The sequence below is a fragment of the Clostridium sp. KNHs214 genome (assembly GCF_000744935.1).
Taxonomy (GTDB): Bacteria; Bacillota; Clostridia; order Clostridiales; family Clostridiaceae; genus Haloimpatiens.
The window spans coordinates 1,013,342-1,039,903 of record NZ_JQMW01000009.1; the positions used below are offsets into that span (position 1 = coordinate 1,013,342).

Annotated in this window: 28 protein-coding genes and 1 riboswitch; of the genes, 1 reads left to right on the forward strand and 27 read right to left on the reverse strand. The window is 29.5% G+C overall.

The genetic code is table 11. The annotated features are described in order from the left end of the window. Window positions 1–8: 8 nt before the first annotated feature. From gmk to CC89_RS07330, 8 genes are all read right to left on the reverse strand, one after another. Window positions 9–623: a guanylate kinase gene (gene gmk / locus CC89_RS07295; RefSeq protein WP_035290735.1), complete on the reverse strand. Its 615-nt coding sequence runs from the start codon at window positions 621–623 to the stop codon at window positions 9–11. Next, the gene (gene remA / locus CC89_RS07300) at window positions 623–895 is read right to left on the reverse strand and encodes an extracellular matrix/biofilm regulator RemA (protein WP_035290736.1); all 273 of its coding nucleotides are present in this window, start codon (window positions 893–895) and stop codon (window positions 623–625) included. Before remA ends, gmk begins: the two co-directional genes overlap by 1 nt. Window positions 896–912: 17 nt before the next feature. Further along, complete coding sequence (locus tag CC89_RS07305; protein ID WP_035290737.1) at window positions 913–1,791, reverse strand: YicC/YloC family endoribonuclease; 879 nt, start codon at window positions 1,789–1,791, stop codon at window positions 913–915. Between the two features lie 91 nt (window positions 1,792–1,882). Beyond that, on the reverse strand, window positions 1,883–3,034 hold the full coding sequence (locus CC89_RS07310; RefSeq protein ID WP_035290738.1) for an aminotransferase class I/II-fold pyridoxal phosphate-dependent enzyme: 1,152 nt from the start codon (window positions 3,032–3,034) through the stop codon (window positions 1,883–1,885). A gap of 275 nt (window positions 3,035–3,309) precedes the next feature. Then, window positions 3,310–4,650, reverse strand: a complete 1,341-nt coding sequence (locus CC89_RS07315) for an NCS2 family permease (RefSeq protein WP_035290740.1) — start codon at window positions 4,648–4,650, stop codon at window positions 3,310–3,312. Between the two features lie 106 nt (window positions 4,651–4,756). Next, window positions 4,757–4,856: riboswitch (purine riboswitch) on the reverse strand. A 92-nt stretch (window positions 4,857–4,948) separates the two neighbouring features. Next, complete coding sequence (locus CC89_RS07320; RefSeq protein ID WP_035290741.1) at window positions 4,949–5,932, reverse strand: asparaginase; 984 nt, start codon at window positions 5,930–5,932, stop codon at window positions 4,949–4,951. A gap of 144 nt (window positions 5,933–6,076) precedes the next feature. Then, window positions 6,077–6,316, reverse strand: a complete 240-nt coding sequence (locus CC89_RS07325; RefSeq protein ID WP_035290744.1) for a holin — start codon at window positions 6,314–6,316, stop codon at window positions 6,077–6,079. Window positions 6,317–6,395: 79 nt separating this feature from the next. Next, window positions 6,396–6,578, reverse strand: coding sequence for a hypothetical protein (locus CC89_RS07330; RefSeq protein WP_035290747.1), 183 nt, complete (start codon window positions 6,576–6,578; stop codon window positions 6,396–6,398). A gap of 281 nt (window positions 6,579–6,859) precedes the next feature. On the opposite strand from CC89_RS07330, the gene CC89_RS07335 reads away from it, so the two are divergent. Beyond that, window positions 6,860–7,714, forward strand: coding sequence for a coiled-coil domain-containing protein (locus tag CC89_RS07335; protein ID WP_035290749.1), 855 nt, complete (start codon window positions 6,860–6,862; stop codon window positions 7,712–7,714). 213 nt (window positions 7,715–7,927) lie between these two features. Here the strand turns inward: CC89_RS07335 and spoIVA are convergent, their stop codons facing one another. From spoIVA to ftsZ, 19 genes are all read right to left on the reverse strand, one after another. After that, window positions 7,928–9,406 (reverse strand): stage IV sporulation protein A, encoded by a 1,479-nt coding sequence (gene spoIVA, locus CC89_RS07340; RefSeq protein WP_035290751.1) that lies wholly within the window; start codon window positions 9,404–9,406, stop codon window positions 7,928–7,930. A 121-nt stretch (window positions 9,407–9,527) separates the two neighbouring features. Further along, window positions 9,528–10,520 (reverse strand): NAD(P)H-dependent glycerol-3-phosphate dehydrogenase, encoded by a 993-nt coding sequence (locus CC89_RS07345; RefSeq protein WP_035290753.1) that lies wholly within the window; start codon window positions 10,518–10,520, stop codon window positions 9,528–9,530. 1 nt (window position 10,521) lies between these two features. Next, window positions 10,522–11,838 (reverse strand): ribosome biogenesis GTPase Der, encoded by a 1,317-nt coding sequence (der, locus tag CC89_RS07350; protein WP_035290755.1) that lies wholly within the window; start codon window positions 11,836–11,838, stop codon window positions 10,522–10,524. A gap of 2 nt (window positions 11,839–11,840) precedes the next feature. Further along, window positions 11,841–13,178, reverse strand: a complete 1,338-nt coding sequence (locus CC89_RS07355; RefSeq protein WP_035290757.1) for a radical SAM protein — start codon at window positions 13,176–13,178, stop codon at window positions 11,841–11,843. A 168-nt stretch (window positions 13,179–13,346) separates the two neighbouring features. Next, entirely contained in the window at window positions 13,347–14,114 is a 768-nt protein-coding gene (locus CC89_RS07360) for a substrate-binding domain-containing protein (RefSeq protein WP_035290759.1), read from the reverse strand. A gap of 50 nt (window positions 14,115–14,164) precedes the next feature. Next, on the reverse strand, window positions 14,165–14,821 hold the full coding sequence (phoU, locus tag CC89_RS07365) for a phosphate signaling complex protein PhoU (RefSeq protein WP_035290761.1): 657 nt from the start codon (window positions 14,819–14,821) through the stop codon (window positions 14,165–14,167). A gap of 38 nt (window positions 14,822–14,859) precedes the next feature. Continuing rightward, on the reverse strand, window positions 14,860–15,612 hold the full coding sequence (pstB, locus tag CC89_RS07370; RefSeq protein ID WP_035290764.1) for a phosphate ABC transporter ATP-binding protein PstB: 753 nt from the start codon (window positions 15,610–15,612) through the stop codon (window positions 14,860–14,862). Between the two features lie 10 nt (window positions 15,613–15,622). Further along, window positions 15,623–16,510, reverse strand: a complete 888-nt coding sequence (gene pstA / locus CC89_RS07375) for a phosphate ABC transporter permease PstA (protein WP_035290766.1) — start codon at window positions 16,508–16,510, stop codon at window positions 15,623–15,625. Next, window positions 16,500–17,399 carry a phosphate ABC transporter permease subunit PstC gene (gene pstC / locus CC89_RS07380; protein ID WP_035290768.1) on the reverse strand — a complete coding sequence of 300 codons (900 nt, stop codon included), beginning with the start codon at window positions 17,397–17,399 and terminating at the stop codon, window positions 16,500–16,502. The genes pstA and pstC overlap by 11 nt, the downstream gene beginning before the upstream one ends. A gap of 106 nt (window positions 17,400–17,505) precedes the next feature. After that, window positions 17,506–18,393, reverse strand: a complete 888-nt coding sequence (locus tag CC89_RS07385) for a phosphate ABC transporter substrate-binding protein PstS family protein (RefSeq protein WP_035290770.1) — start codon at window positions 18,391–18,393, stop codon at window positions 17,506–17,508. Between the two features lie 204 nt (window positions 18,394–18,597). Further along, entirely contained in the window at window positions 18,598–20,307 is a 1,710-nt protein-coding gene (gene pnpS, locus CC89_RS07390; protein WP_035290772.1) for a two-component system histidine kinase PnpS, read from the reverse strand. A gap of 2 nt (window positions 20,308–20,309) precedes the next feature. Continuing rightward, the gene (locus tag CC89_RS07395; protein ID WP_035290774.1) at window positions 20,310–21,002 is read right to left on the reverse strand and encodes a response regulator; all 693 of its coding nucleotides are present in this window, start codon (window positions 21,000–21,002) and stop codon (window positions 20,310–20,312) included. Window positions 21,003–21,013: 11 nt separating this feature from the next. Continuing rightward, window positions 21,014–21,721: a peptidoglycan editing factor PgeF gene (pgeF, locus tag CC89_RS07400; RefSeq protein WP_035290775.1), complete on the reverse strand. Its 708-nt coding sequence runs from the start codon at window positions 21,719–21,721 to the stop codon at window positions 21,014–21,016. A gap of 43 nt (window positions 21,722–21,764) precedes the next feature. Then, window positions 21,765–22,220, reverse strand: a complete 456-nt coding sequence (gene nrdR / locus CC89_RS07405; RefSeq protein ID WP_035290776.1) for a transcriptional regulator NrdR — start codon at window positions 22,218–22,220, stop codon at window positions 21,765–21,767. Window positions 22,221–22,282: 62 nt separating this feature from the next. After that, on the reverse strand, window positions 22,283–22,531 hold the full coding sequence (locus tag CC89_RS07410) for a YlmC/YmxH family sporulation protein (protein WP_035290778.1): 249 nt from the start codon (window positions 22,529–22,531) through the stop codon (window positions 22,283–22,285). Between the two features lie 178 nt (window positions 22,532–22,709). Next, window positions 22,710–23,483, reverse strand: a complete 774-nt coding sequence (sigG, locus tag CC89_RS07415; protein WP_035290780.1) for an RNA polymerase sporulation sigma factor SigG — start codon at window positions 23,481–23,483, stop codon at window positions 22,710–22,712. A gap of 74 nt (window positions 23,484–23,557) precedes the next feature. Further along, window positions 23,558–24,265, reverse strand: coding sequence for an RNA polymerase sporulation sigma factor SigE (gene sigE / locus CC89_RS07420; protein ID WP_035290782.1), 708 nt, complete (start codon window positions 24,263–24,265; stop codon window positions 23,558–23,560). Window positions 24,266–24,277: 12 nt separating this feature from the next. Further along, window positions 24,278–25,084 carry a sigma-E processing peptidase SpoIIGA gene (gene spoIIGA, locus CC89_RS07425; RefSeq protein ID WP_035290784.1) on the reverse strand — a complete coding sequence of 269 codons (807 nt, stop codon included), beginning with the start codon at window positions 25,082–25,084 and terminating at the stop codon, window positions 24,278–24,280. A gap of 354 nt (window positions 25,085–25,438) precedes the next feature. Then, complete coding sequence (gene ftsZ, locus CC89_RS07430; RefSeq protein WP_035290786.1) at window positions 25,439–26,554, reverse strand: cell division protein FtsZ; 1,116 nt, start codon at window positions 26,552–26,554, stop codon at window positions 25,439–25,441. Window positions 26,555–26,562 lie beyond the last annotated feature (8 nt).

Consider the following 26,562-nt stretch of genomic DNA (forward strand, 5'->3'; position numbering starts at 1 on the left):
ATCACTCCTTATTGGTTTTTAATTAAAAATTTATCGCAAATTAATGATTGCATATTTTTCAATTTGCACTTTTCAGCTAAAACTACACTTTCAACTCTTCTTACAGCTGCCTCAACAGTATCATTTAATACTATATAATCATACTCCCTTGAACACTCTATTTCCCTATTTGCTGATTCTAATCTAGTTTTTAAAGATTCTTCAGTTTCTGTGCCCCTGTTAACTATTCTATTTTTAAGTTCCTCATAGGAAGGAGGTAATATAAATATAAGTATTGCTTCCTTATAAGCTTTCTTTACATTTATAGCTCCTTGAATATCTATCTCTAATATTACATCTTTCCCTTTTTCTAATTTTTCTATAACATTAGATTTAGGTGTACCATAATAATTATTATATACATGGGCATATTCTAGGAAATCATCCTCTTTAATTTTACCTTCAAACTCATCTTTACTTAAAAAATAGTATTCTTTCCCATGTTGTTCTCCTTTTCTAGGAGATCTAGTAGTAGCAGAAACTGATAGCCAAAAATCATTTCTCTTTAAAAATTCCTTACAAATAGTACCTTTTCCAGTACCTGAAGGTCCTGAAATTACTATCAAAAGACCCTTTGAATCCATTATTCCTCAACCTCTTCAATAGAGTCCTCTTCTTTAGCTGATAATCTGTGTGCAACTGTTTCTGGCTGAACTGCTGATAATATTACATGATCACTATCTGTTATTATTACAGCTCTTGTTCTTCTACCGTATGTGGCATCTATAAGCATTCCTCTGTCTCTAGCTTCTTGTATTATTCTTTTAATTGGTGCTGACTCTGGGCTTACAATAGCAACCAATCTATTTGCTGAAACTATATTTCCAAATCCTATGTTTATAAGTTTAATATTCATGTGAATCCTCCTAAAATTTATTCTACATTTTGAATTTGTTCTCTTATTTTTTCTATTTCACTTTTCATATTTAATACTAAATTACATATTTCAAGGTCATTAGCTTTAGAGCCTATGGTATTTGTTTCCCTATTCATTTCTTGTACAATAAAATCTAATTTTCTTCCTACAGCTTCGTCTAATTGTAAAGTAGCTTTCACCTGTGCTATATGGCTATTTAATCTAACTATTTCTTCATCTATACATGCCTTATCAGCAAAAAGGGCTACTTCCATAGCAAGTCTTCCTTCATCTACAGAATGTTCATCCATTAACTCTTTTAATCTATTCTGAAGTTTTTCTTTATATTCTATAGGTATCTGTGGTGCTCGTTTTGCTATAGACTCTACCATAATTTTTATATTTTTGCATCTGGATATTATATCTTCTTTTAATTTTTCTCCTTCTCTTATTCTCATTTCCACAAGAAGATTCAAAGCTGCCTCTAAAGGTTCTTTTAAGTCACCCCAAATCTCTTCCAAATCTTCCTCCTTATATTCCAAAGATATAACATCAGAAAATTTAGCAATTAAAGATACTGAAATATCATCTCTAACACTGTATGTTTCTTTTATATCTTCTAAACATCTCACATAGCTATCAGCTAATTTTTTATTGAACTTTGCTTCTAAATCTTCTTTTTGAAGCATATTTTGTGTTATAAATAAATCTACTTTTCCTCTTTTTAACCTTTCACTTACAAGCTTCCTTATATTTTCTTCCAGTGATAATAAGCTTTTAGGAAGCCTAATATTCACGTCAAGATATCTGTGATTAACTGTTTTTATCTCCACATCAAAACTTCTATTCTTCCCTTGAGAAGTAGCTCTTCCAAAACCAGTCATACTCTTTATCATATTATTCATCCTTCCGATGGTAATCAATTCATACTAATTATTATACATATATATAACCTCGAATTTCAAGTAAAAAATTAAATACGTAAATTTATTTCATTTTTTTTAAGTTTTTCAATGCTTTTTCTATAATTTCTTTTTCTCCCGTTAAAGCTATTCTAAAATAATCATAACCTAAGTTCCCAAAAGCATAACCTGGAGTTACTATTAAATTGCATTTATATATAAGTTCCCTACAAAATTCATAGGTAGAGTATTTTTTAGGAGTTTGGCACCATATATAAAAAGTACCTTTACCATCATAATACTCTATACCATATGCTTCAAGTAGCTCCTTAGCAGTTTTTCTTCTTATATCATAAATTTTTCTCATATTATCTATATATTCCCTATTCAATTTTAATCCCTCTACTGCCGCTAACTGTATTGGAATATACTGCCCTGAGTCCATAATGGCCTTAACCCTTAAAAGTTCTTTCAAAATCTTTGGATTTCCAACAACATAGGCTATCCTAAATCCCGTCATATTGTAGGTTTTTGACATGGTACCAAATTCAATACATTGCTTTGCTTTATCAAATTGCAATAAGCTTATATTTTTTTCTCCCTGTTCAATTATCTCTCCATAAGCATTATCATTGCACAATACTATATTATTATTATAACACATATTTACTAATTCCCTGTAAAAATTCTCATTTGCTAAAGCTCCTGTAGGGTTGTTAGGATAATTTATCATAAATAACTTGCTTTTGTTAATTATGTTTTTAGGAATAGAACTTATATCTGGCAAATAGTCCATATCCCTTTTCAATGGTACTATCTCTGGTATTACCCCCCATAAATATGCATTATTCAAATATGCCGGATAAGACGGATCAGTTATTATCATACTATCTCCCACATCGCAAACTGCAGGAATTATTTTACTTATTCCTTCTTTTGAGCCTATTAATATAACAACCTCTTCAGTATTTAAATTTACATTGTATACTTTTTTATAATATTTTATAACTGCCTTTTTTAGTTCTTGTACCCCTTCATAAGGTGGATATTTATTATAATCTTTCATTTTAATATTTTTTATTAGAGAATTTACTATGCTTTCATGTACTGGCAAATCAGGATCTCCAATAGATAAATCTATTATTTCTTCTCCTTTTTCAATAAGTTCTTTTTTTAGTTCACCTATAGATTTAAACTCATAATTTCCTATCCTATACAATCTATTATTTATTTTCATCCCTACTCCTCCATATATAACTTTTTATTATTTTATTCATATACACAAATAACTGTTACATACTCTGGAGCCTATATATTTATAAATAAACAAGCCACTACCAAAAATAAATTTTAGTAGTGACTATAATTTTTTATTAATTCAACTTTCCCTGCTATAAAATAAAAATGTAAAATTGGAATTTGTTATTTAAGTAAGAACTAATAGATAAAAAGTAAGAGTTCTTGAAAAAATTGCGTTATTAACCACACATACTTCAATCCATTATTATATTTTTATATGCCTGTAGCTATTAATTTAGCTATAAATAGAATAGCAAGAATATACATAACAATAGATATTTTTTTCTTATTTTCCTTATTAAATATATTGTTTACAATGTTTAATATCACATAAGCTAATACTCCAATAGTCAATCCATCTCCTATGCTATAGGTTAATGGCATTAATGCTATAGTTAAAAATGCTGGAATTCCTTCTGTAAAATCTGCAAAGTTTATTTTAACTATATTTTCTACCATGAAGAATCCCACTATTATTAAAGCCGGTGCTGTAGCACAAGATGGTATTGCTATGAATAAAGGTGATAAAAACATAGCTAGTAAGAATAATATTCCTGTTACTACAGAAGTAAGACCTGTTCTTCCTCCTTCTGCTACTCCCGCTGAACTTTCTACGTAAGTAGTTACAGTTGATGTACCTAATAAAGCTCCAAAAGTTGTTCCTACAGCATCTACCAATAAAGCTTTTCCTGCCCTTGGTACTTTTCCATCTTTATCTACCATACCAACTTTTGATGCAACTCCTACCAAAGTTCCAACAGTATCAAAGAAGTCAACAAATAAGAAAGTCAACATTACTGTAATAAAAGACCAATTACTTATACCTTTAAAACTTAACTTAAATGCTATATCATTTAAAGATTGAAATGCAAATATTTTGCTTGGGAAAGATGATATTCCATAGTAAGCTGCTGCTTTAGGTTGAAGTGCTGCATATATCCAAGCACAAACAGAACTTACTAATATCCCCCATAGTATAGCTCCCTTAACATTTTTACTTGAAAGGGCTACTATTATTACTATTCCTATTACTGCTATTAACACTGTAGGACTTGTAAAATTTCCTATGGAAACAAAAGTATTAGGATTTTTTACAACCATTCCTGCGTTAGCAAATCCTATAAATGCTATAAATAATCCTATACCACCAGTAACTGCTATCTTTAAGGTATTTGGAATAGCATTAACTACTGCTTCTCTTACTTTTGTTAATGAAAGAATAATAAAAATAATACCTTCTAAAAATACTGCTGTTAAGGCTACAGTCCAATCAACACCCATGTTTCCACATACTGTATAGGCAAAAAAAGCATTTAATCCCATACCTGAAGCCAATGCAAATGGTAAGTTTGCATATAAACCCATTAAAATAGTAGTAACACCAGCTGCTAAACATGTTGCTGTTACAAGTGCCCCCATTGGCATACCTGTAGCACTAAGTATGCCAGGATTTACAGCAATTATATATGCCATGGTTAAAAATGTAGTTATGCCGGCTATGACTTCTTTTTTTACGTCAGTGCCATTTTCTTTTAGTTTAAAAAACTCTTCCATTATTGTACCCCCTAAATAATTTTAATTTATAAATACCAAATAAAAAAGCAGCTTCTTAAAGATATGAGCAATCCTTAAGAGGCTACTTTTCATATAAAAATAAAGTAACTTTAGTTGATTGGCCCATAGTCAGATATTTGCGGTATCTGGTAGAAACTTCTGATCCATATTATCAGAATTATATGAGTTACTAATAATTTATTTACAATAGCTTTACAAGAACATAATATCATCTTATACTAATTTAGTCAATAAATTATACGAATAATTTTTATTTTATTTTATTTATAGTTCGGTATTAATACAAATCTTTTTCAAATATATTTCTAACTTCATCAATATTATTCGTTTTTCCTAGAGCTAATATTAATTTTATTCTAGCTTTTTGTCCTGGCAAGTCATCTCCAAATATAACCCCCATATTTCTAAGCATTTTTCCTCCACCTGGATAACCATAAGAATCCATAACTCTTCCTTTAAAGCATCTAGAAACTAATACCACAGCTACGTCTTTTTTTATAGCTCTTTCCACCGCTTCAGCCATTTTAGGCGGAATATTTCCTCTCCCCATACCTTCGACTACTAAACCCTTACATCCGTTTTCAACGCAAAAATCTATAAGTTTACCATCCATGCCTGCTACAGCTTTAATTAAATCTACATTAGATTCTATTTCATCTGTATTTATGTATTGTTTCTTCAATGCATCCCTATAAAATATAGCTCTATTACTGTCTATAATACCGATTGGTCCAAACTCTGGTGTTTGAAAAGTATTCAAATGCATTGTATGTGATTTTGTAACTTCACTAGCACAATGAAGTTCATCATTTAAACATACCATAACACCTTTATTTTTAGCCTCATCACTTATTATAGTGCAAATAGAAGCAGCTAAATTTGCTGGTCCATCATATCCCAGTTCTGAACTATTTCTCATAGATCCTGTAACTACCACAGGTTTTTCACTCTTAATAGTTAAATCTAAGAAATATGCTGTTTCTTCTAGAGTATCTGTTCCATGAGTAACAACAACTCCGCATATTTCCTCTCTTTTTAAAAGCTTTCTAACGTATTTTGATAATTCCATCATCTTTTCAGGTGTCATATGCGGCCCTGGTAAGCTTGAAAAAGTTGAAGATTCTATTTCTGCATGTTCCTCTATGCCTGTAACCATATGAAGAATTTCATCTCCACTCAAAGTTGGAACCGCTGCTTGAATTCTAGGATCCACTTTCATTGAAATAGTTCCTCCATTAAATACTACTGCTACTTTTTTCATAATGTTTTCCCCCCAAATATGTTGTAAATTCAATTTTGAAAGAATTCCTTCTGTACAAATTTATTTTACAATATTTTTATCATAAATACATCATAAAATAAAAAAAAGCCAAGTTAAATTTAACTTAGCTTTTAAAAATTGAGTTTAGTCTTTACTTGACTTTTCTTTTTCACTTTCAGTTTCGTCATCGAATCCATCATCAAGATATCCTTTGTTTTGGGTACTAGGATTATTTAATATACCTGCTATAACTAAAATTCCTAAAAATGAATTAACTACCTCGCTATAATTTTGGGGAACTACTCCTAACCCAAAACTCTCTAAAAGTAAAGGAATAAATGCAAAGATAGAAAGCCATAATCCGTAATTTTTAAATCTACTCAAATTTCCATCTCCTTAAAATTCTTCCCTTACTATATTTTATTTTTAATTTTATAAATGGTTACAAAAACCTAATATCTACCTAAAATTTAGTTAATACTTCTTGCATTCTTTTAGCTTGCATTGCAGATTCTTCTGCAAATTCTTTAAAAAGAGAAGCCACGTCCTTATCCTCAACATTATACGAATGCATTTGATAATCTCTTACATTTTCTTGTGCATCTAATATTTTTTTCTTTAATACATCCTTTGTACTTAAATCCATATATATCCCTCCCAATAGTATAGTAGTATCTATTAGTATTATTTGAAGTAATTTAGTTATTATTCATAAACTAATATGCTATAATTATTAAGTATCCAACCTTCGTAGTTATAAAATCACAATTCTCTTTTTTATTATAAATAAGAAAGAATATAAGTAATGATCATTTTACGAATGATTATTAGCCTTTAAAATTAATACTTGTATTTTTTCCATTTATATAATGTTAATCCTAAAAATTATATGCGAAAGTTGAGTAATAAACTAAAGAGGTGATTTAAATGGCTGATGTAACATTTGGAGTAAAGGTAAATGAAGAATTAAAACAAAAATTAACTAAAATAATTAAAGACTCAGGCATGCAAGGCAAGGACTTCATGCAAAATCTTGTTAATATTTATGAAATGGAAAATACAAAAAAATCTACTCCTGAGATAGCCCAGGACATTGTAGAACTGCAATATTTAACTTCTAGAATGAATAGTATATATATAAATTTAGCCCATAGAATAGATAATATAAAAAATTCAAATAATGAAATATATGAAAATCAATTAAAAATTCAAGAGGAAAAAATACTTTCTTTAAAAGAAGATTTAAAGTGTTATCAGGATAAAAATAATAAACTAAATAAAGAATTAGAACTGATTAAATCTTCTAAGGAAGAAATGTTAAATAAAATCTCTTCTCTAGAAGATATTAATAACAGCAATAAACTTCTTATAAAAGAATATAATGAAAAATTGTATGATTTTTCCCAGCAGTTAAATGATTTCAAGAAAATTTCAGAAGAATCCATAAAAGATAAGCAGTATATAGATAATTTAAAAAATAATAATGATGCTTTAAAATCTTCCTTAGAAAAACTTTCTGAAGAAAATAAAGAAAAACTATTAAAGAAGGATTATCAAATATCTTCTTTAGAAAAAAATATAAAAATAATTATGGATGAAAATAAAAAAGCTCTAGAAACCATGAAAGATAAACTTATTATAGAAAAAGAAAGAGAGGTTTTACAATTAGAAAAAGATTATAACTTAAAAATCAACTCTATTATAGATGATTATAATTCCAAAATAAAATCCCTTCTTGATGAAAGGGAAAACATTCATAAAACTAATTCAAAAGATTCATAGTAACAAAACAACTGCATTTATAATAGAATGTATTGAGGAAATCTTTCTCTCCTTATTTTATAAAAATTAAGGAAAGGAGAGCTGCATATGTTCTGGTTAGGATGTGGTTGTTCTTGCATATGGTTCATAATATTTATTTTAATTATATGCTGTTTCTGTTTTTAAGTAAAAACTAAAATTACAGGCTGATTTAAATCAGCCTGTTTAATATTTTTATAGTATTATGCATATTAGATTTCCATTTCCTTCATTTATTATTTTTTCTAAAGTTTTTTGTAATTTCATTTGCACGTCCTCTGGCATTTTATATAATTTCTTTTGAAGACCATCTTTTACAAGTACCTCTATGGACTTTCCAAACATATTGCTTTGCCATATTTTCGAAGGGTCATTTTCAAATTGTTCTAAAATAGACTTAACCAATTCTTCACTTTGCTTTTCCGTACCCATTATTGGTGAAATTTCTGTATTTATATCTGCTTTTATGAAATGTAAGGATGGAGCACTAGCTTTTAATTTAACTCCATATCTTCCACCTTGTTGAACAATTTCTGGTTCCTCTAATTTCATTTCATCTAGCTGAGGAGCAACCAATCCATAACCTGTTTCCTTTACATCATTAAGCGCTTCAGATACTTTATCATATTCCACCTTTGCCCTATATAAATTCTCTATTATATCCAATAATTCATTTTCACCTGTTATATCCCTATTACACTTTTCTCCCAATATCTTATAAAAAAGATCTCTTTTAGGATTCAATTCTAGTCTAGCTGTTCCCTCACCCATATTTATTTCCATTAAATTTGAACTATCTAAAAATTCAATTTTACTAAAATCTGATATAGATTTTCTAATATCCCTAATCTTGTATATGTTCTTACACATATCCTTTACTAGATTTATGAAGTTTATCTTTAACCAATGACTAGGCTGTAATTTTTCTATCCATTCTGGCATATCTACATTTATTTCTTTTACAGGAAATTCTTTTAATACTCTTTCCAATATGTTTTTTATATCTTCATCCTTCATATTCAATACATCTACTATTTGAACTGGAACATCATACTTTCCTTCTAATGTTTTTCGTAGTTCTATAGTTTCAGGATCATAAGGATTCTTAGTATTTAAAACAACTATAAAAGGCTTGTTTATAGATTTGAGTTCATTTATTACTCTCTCTTCTGCCTTTACATATTCTTCTCTAGTTATGTCTGTAATTGATCCATCAGTAGTTACCACCAATCCTATGGTAGAATGTTCATTTATAACTTTTTTTGTTCCAATTTCCGCTGCTTCCTCAAAAGGGATTTCATAATCATACCATGGAGTAGTCACCATCTTAGGTGTTTCATTTTCCATATAGCCTAATGCACCCTCTACTATATACCCTACACAATCTACCATCCTTACTTTAAATTTCGTATTATCATTTATGTTTATATCCACCGCTTCATTAGGCACAAATTTAGGCTCCATTGTATGAATAGACTTTCCCGAACCACTTTGAGGGAGTTCATCTTTTGCTCTACCCTTTTTATGAGGATTAGTTATATTAGGTAGTACCATCAGTTCCATAAATCTCTTAATAAAAGTAGACTTACCTGTTCTTACGGGTCCTACTACCCCTACATATATATCCCCTTGGGTTCTTTCAGCAATATCTTTATATATATCGAAGTTTTCCAAGTTATACCCTCCCATTATTTACATATTAACAATATATATATATTACCCAATATTTAAAATATTACAAAAAAGCTTACATTAGATATTTTTTATCTAATGTAAGCTTTTTAAATACTCTCATCTATATCTCATCTTTTTTATCTCTAGTCATAAGTTCATATACACCATATTTAACGTCTTTTCTTTGAAATAGAACCTGATATAATATTTCTGTAATAGGCATGGAAACTTTTAATCTACAGCTTAGATTATAAAAGGCTCTGCAAGCCTTTACTCCTTCTACTACCATTCCAACTTCATCGCAAGCTTCTTTCATAGTGAGACCCTTACCTATCAGTATTCCAGCTCTTCTATTTCTACTATGCATACTTGTGCAAGTAACTATTAAATCTCCCATTCCTGCAAGTCCATAAAAAGTTTCTTTTTTTCCGCCTAATTTAGTACCTATTTTAACTATTTCACTCATACCTCTAGTCATAAGTGCTGCTTTGGTATTATCACCATATCCAACTCCATCAGAAACTCCAGCAGCCAAGGCTATTATGTTTTTTACAGCTCCCCCTATTTCAACACCTATTAAATCATCATTTGTATACACTCTAAATTTATTAGTGGTGAATAATTCTTGTACGTCTCTAGCACTATCCATATGTTCTGAACTAACTACTACAGTAGTTGGTATATCTAATGCTACCTCTTCAGCGTGACTTGGGCCTGATAATATAACTACAGATTTTGTATCCAATTCACCTTTTATAACTTGAGATAGTCTTTCTCCCTTTTCTTCATCTATACCCTTAGCTATACTTATTATTACTTTATCTTTAGTGACAAAGGTCTTTATCTCTCTGCATAACTGTCTAACTGCATGAGAAGGAACAGCTAATACTATATATTTGCTTTTCTCTATAGAATCTCTCAACTCATTAGTTGCAAGTACATTTGAAGGTATTATAATATTAGGCAAATATCTTATATTTTCTCTCTTTATGTTAATGTCTTCAACTACACTGGATTTTCTATCCCATAAAGTAACATTAAATCCTTTCTTGCCTAACATCACAGACAATGCTGTTCCAAAGCTTCCCCCTCCTAAGAAAGTAATATGTTCCATTTTATTCCTTCCTTTCTCTAAATATAAGTTTTATACCCGTACCATTAAACTCAAAACTTCCTCTTAATTGATTTTCTAAATATCTTCGATATGAAAAATGTACTGTGCTAGCATCATTCACAAAAAATACAAAAGTAGGTGGTTTAATGCTAACTTGAGTTGCATAGTATATCTTTAGTCTCTTTCCTAGAACCATAGGAGGTTCTTGCATTAATACAGCTCTGTTTACCACTTCATTTAAAACCCCTGTGGATATTCTCTTACAGTAACTATTGTAACATTCTTTTGCCATATTTAAAACCTTTTGTGTTCTTTGTCCTGTTTTAGCAGAAATAAATAAATATGGCGCATAAGGTATAAATGATAAATTTGTTTGGAAATCCATTTTGAATTTATTTAATGTCTTATCGTCTTTCTCAATTAAATCCCATTTATTTACAATAACCATTATAGCCTTATTCATTTCATGAGCAAATCCTATGATTTTTTCATCTTGATCACTAACTCCATCTTCTGCATCTATCATAAGTACACAAACATCTGCTTTTTCCACCGCTGTTAAAGATCTAATAACACTATATCTTTCTATCTCTTCTTTAACTTTACTCTTTCTTCTTATACCAGCTGTATCAACTAATATAAATTTTCCTTCTCCTGTTTCTATGTAGCTATCAACTGAATCTCTAGTTGTTCCTGGTATATCACTTACAATATTTCTTTCTTCACCTAATATTCTATTTATAAGAGAAGATTTTCCTACATTAGGCTTTCCAACAAAAGCTATTCTTATAAATTCATCTTCTTCTTCCTCATCTTCAAGTTTTGGGAAATGAGCAATTACTTCATCTAACATATCTCCTAAACCTAATGCTTGAGAAGCTGATACAGCATTAGGTTCACCTAATCCTAAATTATAAAATTCGTATTTATTGTCTTCATCTCTAATTTTATCTATTTTATTAACTACTAATACTACAGGTTTTTTGCTCTTTCTAAGCATTTGACCTACCTCATAATCCGCTGCAGTAAGTCCTTCTTTCCCATCCACAACAAACATTATAACATCACAGGTCTCTATAGCTATTTGGGCCTGTCTTCTCATTTGTTTAACTATTATATCATCTCTTTCAGGTTCTATTCCACCTGTATCTATTATAGTAAATTTGTTATTTAACCATTCTGATTGTGCGTATATTCTATCCCTCGTAACCCCTGGTTTATCATCTACTATTGATATTCTCTCACCAGCTAACTTATTAAATAATGTAGATTTTCCTACATTTGGTCTTCCTACTATGGCAACTATTGGTTTTGACATATCTATTCCTCCTCACTGTAACTATTAATTATGTCTATTAAATCTTCTCCTGTGTAATCACAAATCACTATTTTCCTATTAAAATTTCTTTCTAAGTCCTCTAATGTCACATCATCCAATAATACTTTAGCAGAATTCTGCTCTAATTCATACCCTTTTCTGAGCGTATTATCAGATAATATTATATACTTACCTAACTCTTCTTCCTTGGTTTGTTCCATTATATCTTTACCGGTTAATAAACCTGCTACAGTTATAGTTTCACCAAAGAAATGATTAATTATTTTCTTTACATGAATTTTTATATTACTATTGCACTTCATTATTTTCATGGAGGCTTCTAAAATCTCTTTGTACGCAGACTTTCCTGTGATTATAGTGAAACTTCCTTTATGTTTTTTATTTAGTTTTTCAAGAGTTTTTTCTATATTTTCTCTAAAGAGTCTTATCATTCCCACACCATCTTCCAGCTGGGGGTATTCCCCATAAAATTCACCCTTAGGTACATCTAAGCCTGCCATCACATAAAATTCATCAGATAGCCTTACAAATGGACTGCCTATTTCATTCATATATTTTTCTTGTATTCTTTGTATATTAAATATTTCTTCTCTAGCGGTATCTTCAGAATAAATCTCTAATGGATATAGATTTTCTCTAAACTTTGTAATCCCTATTGGAACCACTGCAACACTTTTAACCCGTGGATATAATTTATATAAATCCTCCACTGTGTTTATAAGTTCTTTTCCATTATTTATACCAGGACAAGAAACAATTTGACAATTCATCTCTATTTTAGCCTTGGCCATTTTTTGCATTATTTCATATAACCTTCCTGCAAATCTATTATTAAGCATTTTTGCTCTTAATTCAGGATTAGTTGTATGTACAGATACATTTATAGGACTTATTTTATATTTTATTATTCTATCTATTTCTTCATCACTCATATTAGTTAAAGTTACAAAATTACCTTGAAAAAAAGACAATCTTGAATCATCATCTTTAAAATAAAGAGTTTTTCTCATTCCAGTTGGAAGTTGATCTATAAAACAAAACATACATTTATTATGACAACTCCTAGGTTTATCTAAAATAAAATCTTTAAATTCTATTCCTAAATCCTCATCATATCCTTTTTCTATTTCAATTTCCCAAACTTCACCACTTTGTTTTTCCACTTCTATTGTTACAAATTCATCTGTTACTAAAAATTTGTAGTCAATTATATCCTTAACTATATTACCATTTATACTTAACAATTTGTCGTTTGGTTCTATTCCTACCTCTTCTGCTATTCCTCCAGGTTGAACCCTTAATATTTGATTTTTTTCCATTTATATTTAGTTTCCTCCTCAAAAGGTTAATAATATCTATTATGTTATAATACATTAATTAGCATTCTTCGTCAATGTTTTAGTTTATACTAGCATCTTTGACTTGTTATTTCTTTTCATGTACCTTATTTAGATACCTTAAGCATTAGATTAATAAAAACTCCTATGTTAGGAGTTTTTATCTGCATCAGCGCAATACTTTTTTATAATTTTCTTGCCATTATCACTTTTTACATATTTTATAAATTCACTTAAAGCTTCTTTAGACTTAGGATTATAATACATGTTTATGGGAAGCGTTATTTTGTACAAACCATTTTTTATATTATTAGAATTCAACTCTACATTATCCAATTTAATATATGTTAAATCACCACTTAACTGCATTTTAGGAATAAAGGCTATGGTATTTTTATCTTTATCCATTACTTTATTTAATGCTTTGGTCTCGTCTATATATTGTACTTTATTTTCTATTCTTAAAAATTTTTCCATTCCCTTAAAAATTAAAATGTTTATTTCACCTTGATTTTTGCTAATGTCTTTCCAGTTATTTATAGTTCCATTATATATTTTATTCAACTCTTCAGTTGTTATATTGAGAATACCCTTTTCTTTATCTACTACTATTGCTACAGCATCAATACCTAAAGGATTCTTATTTAACTTTTGTAGTTTCTTATTTCCATAACTTATTATTGCATAGTCTTTACTCTTTTCCTCCTTTAACTCTAAAACATTTTCTACTAATTTAATTTCTGCAGTTTCTTCACTATTTGCATTATAATTTTCCACTAAATCAGCTACCATGGGATAAGTGGATTTTTCGCAAATAATTAAAGCCTTTTTATTGCTTTGCTCAATTTTCTTTGGTGAACCACAGCCTATAAATACTAAAATGCAAAAACTAATTATAATACATAGATATTTCTTCATATACACTACCCTCTATATTTTTTATAATAGTTTTTGCAATTTATATTTAATTATTCATTTAAATCTACCTGTTCCCCTGTAACCAAATATATAGTCCATTCACATATATTGGTTATATGATCCGCTATCCTCTCTAAGTATTTACATATGAATAGAAACTGAGTAGCTTGGTTTATGGTCTTTATATCCTTCATCATCAGAATTAAAAGTTCACTAAAGACCTGTTTATATATAGCATCTACCTTATCATCTAATTTACAAACAGAATATGCCTTATCTACATCTCGCTCAATATATGCATCCAGTGAATCTCTCAACATATCTTGCACTATTTCTGCCATTTGGGGAATATCAATAAGTTGTTTTATATAAACCTCATTTTTCAACCTAATTGTTATTTTTGCTATATCTACTGCATGGTCAGCTATTCTCTCTAAATCTGTAACTATTTTAGTTGAAGTAAATATATATCTTAAATCCGATGCCAATGGCTGCTGCATTGCAATTAATTTTATGCATTTATCCTCTATTTCTTTTTGCATATTGTCTACTATATCATCATCCTTAATTATTTTTTTTGCTAAAGCTTCCTCCTGCTTTATGAGTCCTTCTATACTCAAAGAAATTTGTTTTTCTGTCACACTTCCCATTCTCAAAAGATCTCTATGAAGTTCTTCTAATTTAGCTTTAAAAACCTCTCTCACCATGAAATACACCTCTCCTTTAAAACACATATAATTATATTCTATCCAAATCTACCGGTTATATAATCTTCTGTTCTTTTATCTCTAGGTCTATAGAATATATCCTCAGTTTTTCCAAATTCAACTATTTCGCCATTTAAAAAAAATACTGTGTTGTCAGATATTCTTCCTGCCTGTTGCATATTATGAGTAACTATTATAACTGTATACTCTTTTTTTAAATCTGACATTAATTCTTCAACCTTCAATGTAGATATGGGATCTAGTGCTGAAGTAGGTTCATCCATTAATATAACTTGTGGCTCTACTGCTAATGTTCTAGCTATACACAATCTCTGCTGTTGACCTCCAGATAATCCTAATGCATTTTTCTTTAATCTATCTTTAGCTTCATCCCAAAGTGCTGCCCCTTTTAAACTTTTTTCTACAATACTATCCAATTTATTCTTGTCTTTTACTCCATGTATTTTGGGACCATATGCCACATTATCATAAATACTCATTGGAAAGGGATTAGGTTTTTGAAATACCATGCCTATTTTTTTTCTCAATTCTATAACATCCCACTGCTCCGCATATATATTATTATTTTCATATATAACTTCACCATTTATTTTAACTCCATCTATTAAATCATTCATTCTGTTAATGGTTCTAAGAAAGGTAGATTTTCCACAACCTGAAGGTCCTATTAATGCAGTAACAGAATTTTTTTCAAATTTTAAATTTATGTCTTTTAAAGCCCTATGAGTTCCATAAAAAAGCTCTAAATTCTTAATTTCTATAATACACATAAAACCCCTCCTACTTGCTTCCCATATAAGTTCGTTCTATGGCCTTTCCTACTATTCTTGCTAAAATATTAAACAATAAAACCATAGTTATAAGTACTGCTGATGCTCTACTAGCTATCTGTGCTGCATCTGGAACCATTCCTTCCGAATTTAGTTTCCAAATATGTACAGATAGAGTTTCCGCTGGTCTAAAAATATTAAATGGAGAATTTGAAGTAAATATATTACCTAATGAAAAATCTAAAGGTGGTGCACTCATACCAGCTGTATATAAAAGAGCTGCAGCTTCTCCAAATATCCTGCCAGATGCAAGAATAATTCCTGTAAGTATTTGAGGTAATACAGCTGGTAAAATTATTTTCCAAATAGTTTGAAATTTGGTTGCTCCTAACCCTAAGCTTCCTTCCTTAACACCTTTAGATACTGATTTTATAGCATTCTCACTAACTCTAGTAAGAGCAGGTAAATTTAATATAGATACTGCTAATGCCCCTGAAAAAAGGGTGAATCCCCAGTTAGTTAAATTAACAAATACTAAAAGTCCAAATAACCCTACCACTATAGATGGTAGTGAAGCCATAGTTTCTATACTTATTCTTATTATGTTTAGAAACTTACCTTCTCTGCCATATTCAGCTAAATATATTCCTGCACCAACACCTAAAGGTACACTTATTAAAAGTGCTATAATGAGCATATAAAAAGAATTAAAAAGCTGGACCCCTATACCTCCTCCTGAACCCACTCTTTTCTCCTTGCCAAATAAAAAACTAAATTTTAAAAAACCATTACCTTTATATAGTATATAACCTATTAACCCTACTAATATCAGCACTACTATAGCTGATATAAAGTATAATATACCAGTCCATGCTCTGTCTTTAGTCTTAGCGTTCACTTCTCCCACTCCTTCTACCTATTAATTTAGTAAGTAATATAAATAAAAACGAAATAAGAAGTAATAGTAGTGCTAGACTCCAAAGGGCATCATTCCATGCAGTACCTGTTAATGTATTTGCCATATCCATAGTCAAAATGCTTGTAAGGGTACTAGTAGGTTTTAGAAATCCATTAGGCATTTTAACCGCGTTTCCTATTACCATTTGTACGGCTAATGCTTCACCAAAAGCCCTAGCAAGCCCTAATACTATCCCAGTCATTATTCCACTTTTACAAGCAGGAACTATGGTTTTTGTTATTGTTTGCCATCTAGTTGCTCCTAAACCATAAGAAGCTTCCAAATACTCCATGGGAACAGTATTTAGTGAGTCATAAGCTATACTTGTTATAGTTGGCAAAATCATTATGCTAAGCACAATTATTCCTGCCAAAAGACTAAATCCTATGCCTCCAAAAGCATTTTTTATAAATGGCACAAGCAAACTAATACCAACCCATCCATATACTACAGAGGGTATTCCCACAAACAATTCCATTGCTGGTTGTAACACTTTTTTGCCGAAATATGGAGAAATATATTTCATAAATATTGCTACTGCTAAACCTGTAGGAGTACTTAAAATTACAGCTCCTATGGACACTATTATTGAACCAACTATAAATATAGCTGTTCCAAAATAAGGTGTAGTAGCATCTGGCATCCATTTAGTTGAAAATAAGAAATCTTTTAAAGGATAATGATGCACTGTAAATATTCTAATCCCTTTACTGCCAATAAAAAATATTATGGATAAAGTCAATACTACTATTAAAATACCGCAGAAGGTTACAAACCCTCTGCCTATATATTCATTTTTAAAGTTATTAAAATTCACTTTATTTTTCATATTTATATACCTCAACTGATCTTGTAATTTAAAATATCCAATAAATATCTTATTTCTAAATAAAAAACAGATGATTAGTTTAAACTTAAAACACCATTTCATTCCATTACTTTTTTATTTCATCTACAGGTATATATCCCATTTTCTTTATTAAATTCTTATTTTCTTCACTTATCATATAATCTAAAAATGCTTTAGTTAATCCCTTAGGTTCACCTTTGGTATACATATGTTCATAGGACCAGAATTTATAGCTGCTATTTATTATATTTTCTTCTGTGGGTTCTACACCATTTATATTTATTATATTTAAATCTTTTTTAACATCCTCACTTATATAAGATAATGCAAGATAACTTATAGCCCCTTTCGTTTGCTTAATAGCTGCTCTAACATTTCCGCTTGAATCTTGTGTTGTACCCAGTCCTTCTTTCTCAGCATTACCTCCCATTATGGTATCCACAAATGTAGCTCTAGTTCCAGAGGATTTTCCTCTATTAATTATATTGATTTGCTTATCTTCTCCACCTAATTGCTTCCAATTGTTAATCTTACCTGTAAATATATCTGAAATTTGCTCTTTAGTAAGAGTTTTGATATTTACATCTTTACTTACTACCATGGCAAATCCTATAGCACATACTTTGTGATCTACTAATTCCTTTGCTAATTTTTTATCTTTAATCTTTTTTTCTGCTACCACATCAGAATTTCCTATCTGTACATTTCCAGAAGCTACTTGATTTATGCCAGCTCCACTTCCTCCACCTTGAACATTTATTCTAGACTTTGGATTTTTAGTTAAAAACTTTGCAGCTACTTCCTCTACTAGTGGTTGAAGCGCAGAAGATCCTAGTGCTGTTATTGTACCTGATAATTCTGTAGTACTTCCATTTGCATCTTTTTTGCCTTTATTTCCGCAACCTACAAAAACAGTTCCAATCATAGTAATAGTTAAAAATAATAATACTTTTTTTAATTTTCTATTTTTCATTTTCATACCTCCTCATAGAATAACCTTACATTATTTATAATATACCTTTTAGGTTAAGAAATTATTATAGTCATGTTAAGTAAAGTTCACTACAAGTTAAATAAAATTAACACAAGAAGAAAATTAAGAATCAAATTACAAAAGGAACCTTCCCATTAACGATTCAGCTTTAACCGTTAATGGGACAGTTCCTTTTTTACCATTTTATTTTTCATTTTCACCATAAGGTAGCGTAACTGTAAATTTACTTCCTTTACCAACTACACTTTCTACCTCTATATTTCCATTCATGCTTAATACTATATGTTTTACAATAGCCAATCCTAATCCAGTACCTCCCGCACTTCTAGATCTGGCTTTATCAACCCTATAAAATCTTTCGAAAAGTCTTGGAATGTGTTCTTGTGATATGCCTACTCCAGTATCCTTAATACATATCTTTATATTATATTTACACTCTTCAGTTATTATATAAACTGAATCTCCTTTTTCAGAGTACTTTATGGCGTTATCAACTAAGTTTATTATCATTTGTTTGAATCTATCTACATTACCATATATAATTGGCACTGAATCTCCCAGAATATACATATCTATTCCTTTATCTTCAGCAGTGTTTTTCATTAAGTTATATATGTCTAATATTATTTTATTTACATCCATAATTTCTTTTGTAACTTCTTTTGCTTTTTCTATATCAGAAAGTGCCATTATATCACTTATAAGTCTTGTGAGTCTTTCTGCCTCATCATTTATTATATTTAAAAACTTCTCCCTAGTTTCAGAATCCTCTACTTCCTTTAATGTTTCTGCAAATCCTCTTATAGAGGTGAGAGGAGTTTTAAGTTCATGAGATACATTAGCTACAAATTCACTTCTAACATTCTCTAGTTTTTTTATATCTGTTATATCCTGAAGTACTGCAACTCTGCCAATATACTCACTTCTATTTACTACATCTGCAGTTTTTATTCTTAAAATTCTTTCACAGGGCCGTACTGTCTTTATCTCACAATACTGATCATTATTTCTCTTGAATATATTTTCCATATCATGATTTTTTATACCCTCTATTAAGTTCTTACCTACTACATTTCCCGATACCCCAAAAATTTTCTCTGCGTAAGGATTGATCATTATTATTTTAAAAGTTCTATCTATAGCTATTACTCCGCTATCCATACTTTTTAGTATAGCTTCTAATCTGGTTTGTTTATCTACTGAATCATTAATTGTCTCTTGAAGTTTAGATGCCATTTTATTAAAGCTCTTACCTAACTGTCCTATTTCATCTGATGAATTCACATTAACTCTTCGTTCTAATTCACCTTTGGCTATTCTAGAAGTAGTAAATTCTAAATCTTTTACTGGCTTAATTATTATATATGAGATTCTATTTGCAAAAACAATTATAATCAAAAACACAAATACCATTACTAAAAAATAATATTTTATATAGTCTTCATTAAATTTCTGGATAACATGAAAAGACATAGAACTTCTTATTACATTTCCATTTTTAATCCTAGTAGCAAAATATAAAGCCTTTTCATTTGTGGTGCTGCTTAATCTTAGATCACTTCCTTCACCTTTTTCCATAGCCATTTTTACTTCTTTTCTATTCTTGTGATTTTCTAATTCTGAAGTAACCTTAGAATCATATATTATGTTTCCGTTTTTATCCATATAGGTAATTCTAGTATATGTATCTTTAAAATTTTCTATAAAAAATTTTTCTTGATCTTTTATATTATTAGTTTCTATTAAGTTTTTTATTATGTTATTATTACTTTTCAATTGTTTTCTTATATTAGTCTCATATTGAAGATTTGCAATAGACATAAACAGCATTGTTACAACAACTAAAGTTGTAACAATAGAAGCACATAAATAGAGCATCATTTTTTTCTTCATATCTACTCTCCTAAATTAAATCTATATCCTATACCTCTTATAGTTTGAATATATTTAGGGCTTTTATCATCTTCCTCTACCTTTTTCCTTAAATGTCTAATATGCACATCTACAGTTCTAGTTTCTCCTATGTACTCATATCCCCAAATTTTATCTAAAAGTATTTCTCTAGTCATTACTTTTCCTTCATTTTCTATAAGTATTTGCAATAGCTCAAACTCTTTTAATGTTAAATCTATTTCACATCCATTTTTTAAAACTAAATGTTTTTGAAAATCTACAGAAATATTGCCAAAATAATATACCTTCTCATCCTCTTTTAAATTTACTCTTCTAAGCATGGCCTTTACTCTAGCAATTAATTCTCTAACAGAAAAAGGTTTTGTTATATAATCATCTGCTCCTAATTCTAATCCCAGTATCTTGTCTATTTCTTCACCTTTAGCTGTAATCATTATTATAGGTATATTAGCTGTATTTTTATCTCCTCTAATTTTTTTGCACACATCATATCCATCAATACCTGGAAGCATTACATCTAGTAATATTAATTTAGGTATATGCCTTTTAACATATTGTAGAGCTTCATTCCCATCCACTGCACATCCAACCTTATATCCATTTTTCTCTAAATTAAATTTTATCAGCTCTCTTATATGTTCCTCGTCGTCTACCACTAATATTTTTTCTTCCATACTGATTCCCCCTATTTTTTTAACATTATAAATGAAAACATTCTATTAGAAGTTTTATGTCTTCTATAGGAAAACCATTGATTTTCTTCATCACAGAAAGTACATGAATTCAATGTATTTATATTTTCTTCAAGTATACCAGAATTTAAACATTGTTTTTTAATGCATAGAGTTAAATCCAATTTATCACCACACACCACATCTTCACCATAAACTTCCACATTTTTAAAATTCCTAATTAATTCTTCTCCTACTTTATAACAACACTTATTTATATGAGGTCCAATATAAACTACTATATCTTTGCTTTGTATAGAATACTTGTCCATCATATTTTTTATTACGTCACTTAATATGAAATTATATGTACCCTTCCATCCACTGTGTGCTGCAGCAATTACTTGTCTTTTTTTATCAAAAATAATTATTGGCACACAATCTGCTGTAAAAACACCTATGGCTATTGCTTTTCTGTTGGTGATAATTCCATCTCCATCCTGTACTTTTCCATCATAATCAACTATTATATTGCTATGAATTTGATTTAAATAGCCTACTTCTTCTGCACTAAACCATTTTTTTAAATTATCAATATTCTCCAAGCCTTCACTAGTATTCTTATTAAAATTTAATCCACCTTTAGCTGTAGAAAAATACAAAATCAAATCTTTAAATTCTTCTCCTATAAATTTATGTTCTCCTATATTTTTAACTATCATATGTCACCTCATAAGAAATTTTACTCCACTTTAAAAATAAAACTTATTTATTACACATTAAATTTTTTATTTCCTCCATAAAAGTATTAATGTCTTTAAACTGTCTGTATACAGATGCAAATCGTACATATGATACTTCATCTACATCTTTTAATTTTTTCATAATAATTTCACCGATTAAATCCGACTTAACTTCTGTAATCATTTCATTACTTAAAACCTTTTCCACTTCATCTGCTATTTCCTCTATTTGCGCTCTTGAAACCGGTCTCTTTTGAGAAGCTTTAATAAGCCCCGCTATTATTTTGGATTTATCAAAATATTCTCTGCTAGAGTCCTTTTTTATAACTAAAATAGGAATATCTTCTATCTTCTCATAAGTAGTATATCTTTTGCTACAATTTAAACATTCTCTTCTTCTTCTTATGGCTGTATTATCATCAGTGGATCTTGAATCTACTACTTTACTTTCTTCATATCCACAATATGGACACTTCACTATATTACGCCCTCCTTACAATATTATATTAACTATTATACACTATTTTATTAAAAATTCTACTATTCATCCATTAATAAGCCTTTAGGGCTTTGTACTAATATTACATCTACCCCTATTTTACTTATATATTCCCACGGTATTTCCAAATCTTCGTTCTTACTAAACCATACTCCTTTTTCTCCTGGTAGTATTATAGATACAACTTTATACTCTGAGGTATCTATTTTAAAGTCTTTTATAAATCCCAATTTAGCTCCAGAATCTATATCTATCACTTCCATCATTTTTAAATTATTAATTGAAAACATATATTTTCTCCCCCCAAAAATTTAATCTAATAAATATCTATGTAACCGTTATTAAACATATGCTATAAAAAATAGGGCTGTCGCATTAAGAAATTCATATACAATATATTGGTTTGACATTTAATAGCAAACACAATGTGTTGTAGAATTTATTCTTAGTGCCACAGCCTCATAAATATTATATGTATTTTCTCATATGCTTAAGAGCGGTTTTTTCTAACCTAGAAACTTGCGCTTGAGAAATTCCTATCTCCTCAGCTACTTCCATTTGAGTTCTCCCTTGAAAAAATCTAAGAGACAATATAAGTTTTTCTCTTCCATTTAACTTTTTCATAGCTTCCTTTATAGATATATTCTCAAGCCAATTTTCATCATAATTCTTATTGTCGCTTATTTGGTCCATTACATATATAGCATCTCCACCATCATGATATATGGGTTCAAATAATGACACTGGGTCTTGAATAGCGTCTAATGCAAATACCACCTCTTCTCTTGGCATCTCCAATTCCTTAGCTATTTCAGATATAGTAGGTTCCTTATTATTTTTAGCAATTAATCTATCTCTTACCTGTAGAGCTTTATATGCAATATCTCTTAAGGACCTGCTTACCCTTATAGAATTATTATCTCTTAAATATCTTCTTATCTCTCCAATTATCATAGGGACTGCATAAGTTGAAAATTTAACATTTTGACTTAAATCAAAATTATCTATAGCTTTTATAAGCCCTATACATCCAACTTGAAATAAATCATCTGCATTTTCCCCTCTATTGTTAAATCTTTGGATAACACTTAAGACCAAACGCAAATTTCCCTTAATAAATTTTTCTCTATACTCATTATCACCATCTTTCATTTTAATAAGCATTTTTTTCATTTCTTTTTCTTTAAGTACGGGTAATTTTGCTGTGTTTACTCCACATATTTCTACTTTGTTTACCATCATAATCTTCTCGCCCCTTTATTGTACTCGCATTTTAATTATTTCCTCAAGGAACGATTTTTATACTAATAGACAAACTATAACATTCTACTAATTTCTTTTTTTAATTTTTTAATTATCCGCTTCTCCAATCTTGATATATAAGATTGAGATATTCCAAGAAAATCCGCTACCTCTTTTTGAGTTCTCTCCTTTTTCCCATTTAATCCAAATCTCATCTTAACTATTTCTTTTTCTCTGCTATTTAGTTTTTTCATTGCTAAAATCAATAGCTGTTTATCTATTTCTTCTTCAATAAGCTCATATACTTCATCACTATCAGAACCCAATATATCTGATAAGAGCAATTCATTTCCATCCCAATCAATATTCAAGGGTTCATAAAAAGATATTTCTGCCTTAACTTTGCTATTGCGCCTTAAATACATTAATATTTCATTTTCTATACATCTAGATGCATAAGTGGCTAGTTTTATATTTTTCCCTGGGTCAAAAGTATTTACTGCTTTTATAAGCCCTATAGTGCCCACAGATATTAAATCCTCGATATTTATTCCTGTGTTTTCAAATTTTCTTGCAATATAAACAACCAGTCTTAAATTCCTTTCAATAAGTGTACTTCTAACACTTTCATCGCCTAATATTAATTTATTTACAAGTCCATCTTCTTCTTCTTTAGTAAGTGGAGGAGGAAGAGCATCACTTCCTCCTATGTAATACACTTTTTTTATAAATATCTTAAACTTACTTAGTAAATGATTTAATAATATTTTTATTTTAAACATAATAACCCCCCATTACTCAAATATTCCTCTTGATAATAAAGCATTATAATCATTATCCTTACTTAATTTAGTATCACACAAAGCAATAATAACTTGTTTTTTCTCTTCTTTAAAATCTTCCTTATAAATATTGATGTATGCAGGTTTAAAAGCCTCCATTCTCCCACATTGTCCATTTACTGCTTTATAAGTTATATAAAGCTTATCTTTGCACTGCTTAATGTTAGGAAGTTGGTTCTTCTCCACTATTATTACTGGCAAATTTGTAACTGGTTCTCTAAGCTCATTTCCTGTATCTAAAAAAGCCTTTATTAATTTATTATATTTATCCGTAACAATCTCCACATTGTATACTAAAGTTTTTAAAAGTTTTCTATCTCTAATGTATACAACCATCCTATTTATAAAAATATATATTATCATAGAACACAAAATTAATTTTTTATAAGAAAAGCCTTCTAAAAAAACATCACCCATATTTAATATTTCTTTATTATTTAATTGAGAAAATAAACATATCCCTGCTAAAAGCATTGAATAGGAAATGAAAACTGCCAACGCTTTTAAATAAAATTTAAAGGATTTACTTTTATAAGCTATTATTATCATTGCAAAAGCTACAAGTAATTTCATTGGTAACAAACTTAAAAAATTAAATTTGAAGTATAAAAGAATAACTACATAAAAAGCTCCTAAAAAGGATGAAATTATTATATTTCTAAAATTAATTCTCGCCTTCACTGTTGATGCTGTTATATATAAAAAAAACATATTTATTATGAAATTTTCTATAAATACTACATCTACATATATAATCAAATCTAACACCCCTAAACATATTATATATGTTTATGAATTAAAAATTTGTCATTTTTTAACATGTAATATTTTTTTTATTACCTTCTTTTCGATATTTAAAATTATTTTTCTATAAATATAAACAAAGTTTTTAATTCCAGATGGAGTTTTTTACTCCAAGTAAAACTTACAAATTCTTATTCAAGGTAGAAGCTGCTTATCTCGTAACTTTATAAAAACTAAAAGTATTGCATTAGACAGCCATGGAGTAAACATTAATGTATATATAATTTAAAACATCCTATTCTTAATTTTACATAAAGCAAAAAGGTGCCTATAGGCACCTTTTTGCTTTAATATTTAATATATTATTTTTTATCTATTTCTTCTTAAGAAGGTAGGTATTTCTAAGTTTTCCTCTGCATAATCTCTACCTGCAGCTACTTCTTCTTTGCTTAACTTGTTCCCTTTTCTTTCTTCTTGAGAGAAAAGACCAAAGTCATTTTCAGCTGAAAAACTTTTTTGAGCACTAACTTTTTCTTGCTCAAATCCTGTTGCAATTACAGTAATTCTTAGTTCATCTTTTAAATTTTCATCAATTACAGCACCAAAAATTATATTAGCTTCTGGATCTGCTGCTTCCTGAACTATTCCAGCTGCCTCATTTATTTCTAAAAGTCCTAAATCTCCACCACCAGTTATATTCAATAAAACTCCAGTGGCTCCTACTATAGAAGTTTCTAATAATGGACTTGATATAGCTTGTTTTGCAGCTTCTTGAGCTCTATTATCTCCAGTTCCTCTTCCTACACCCATATGAGCAAGTCCTCTATCTAGCATAATAGTTCTCACGTCTGCAAAGTCCAAATTAACAAGCCCTGGTATAGTTATTAAATCTGATATACCCTGTACACCTTGTTTTAGTACATCATCCGCTAATCTAAAAGAATCAATTAAAGAAGTCTTTTTATCTACCATTGTTAACAATCTTTCATTTGGTATAGTAACAAGTGTATCTACTCTATCTTTTAAATTCTTAATCCCCATTTCAGCATGAATCATTCTCTTTCTTCCCTCAAATGGGAATGGTTTTGTTACTACTCCAACTGTTAATATACCCATTGATTTAGCTATTTCAGCTACTACAGGTGCTGCACCAGTACCTGTTCCGCCACCCATACCAGCGGTTATAAATACCATGTCTGCTCCCTTTATAGCTTGAGAAATTTCATCCTTACTTTCTTCTGCTGCCTTTTGTCCAATTTCAGGATTAGCACCAGCTCCAAGCCCCTTTGTTAATTTGTCTCCTATTTGAATTTTTTGGGAAGCTTGAGACAACATCAACGCCTGCTTGTCCGTATTTATAGCTATAAATTCAACATTTCTTAATCCTTCTACTATCATTCTGTTAACTGCATTGTTTCCTCCGCCGCCACAGCCTATTACCTTTATTTGAGCAAATTGTTGAACATCTACATCAAAATCTAGCACAATAATAC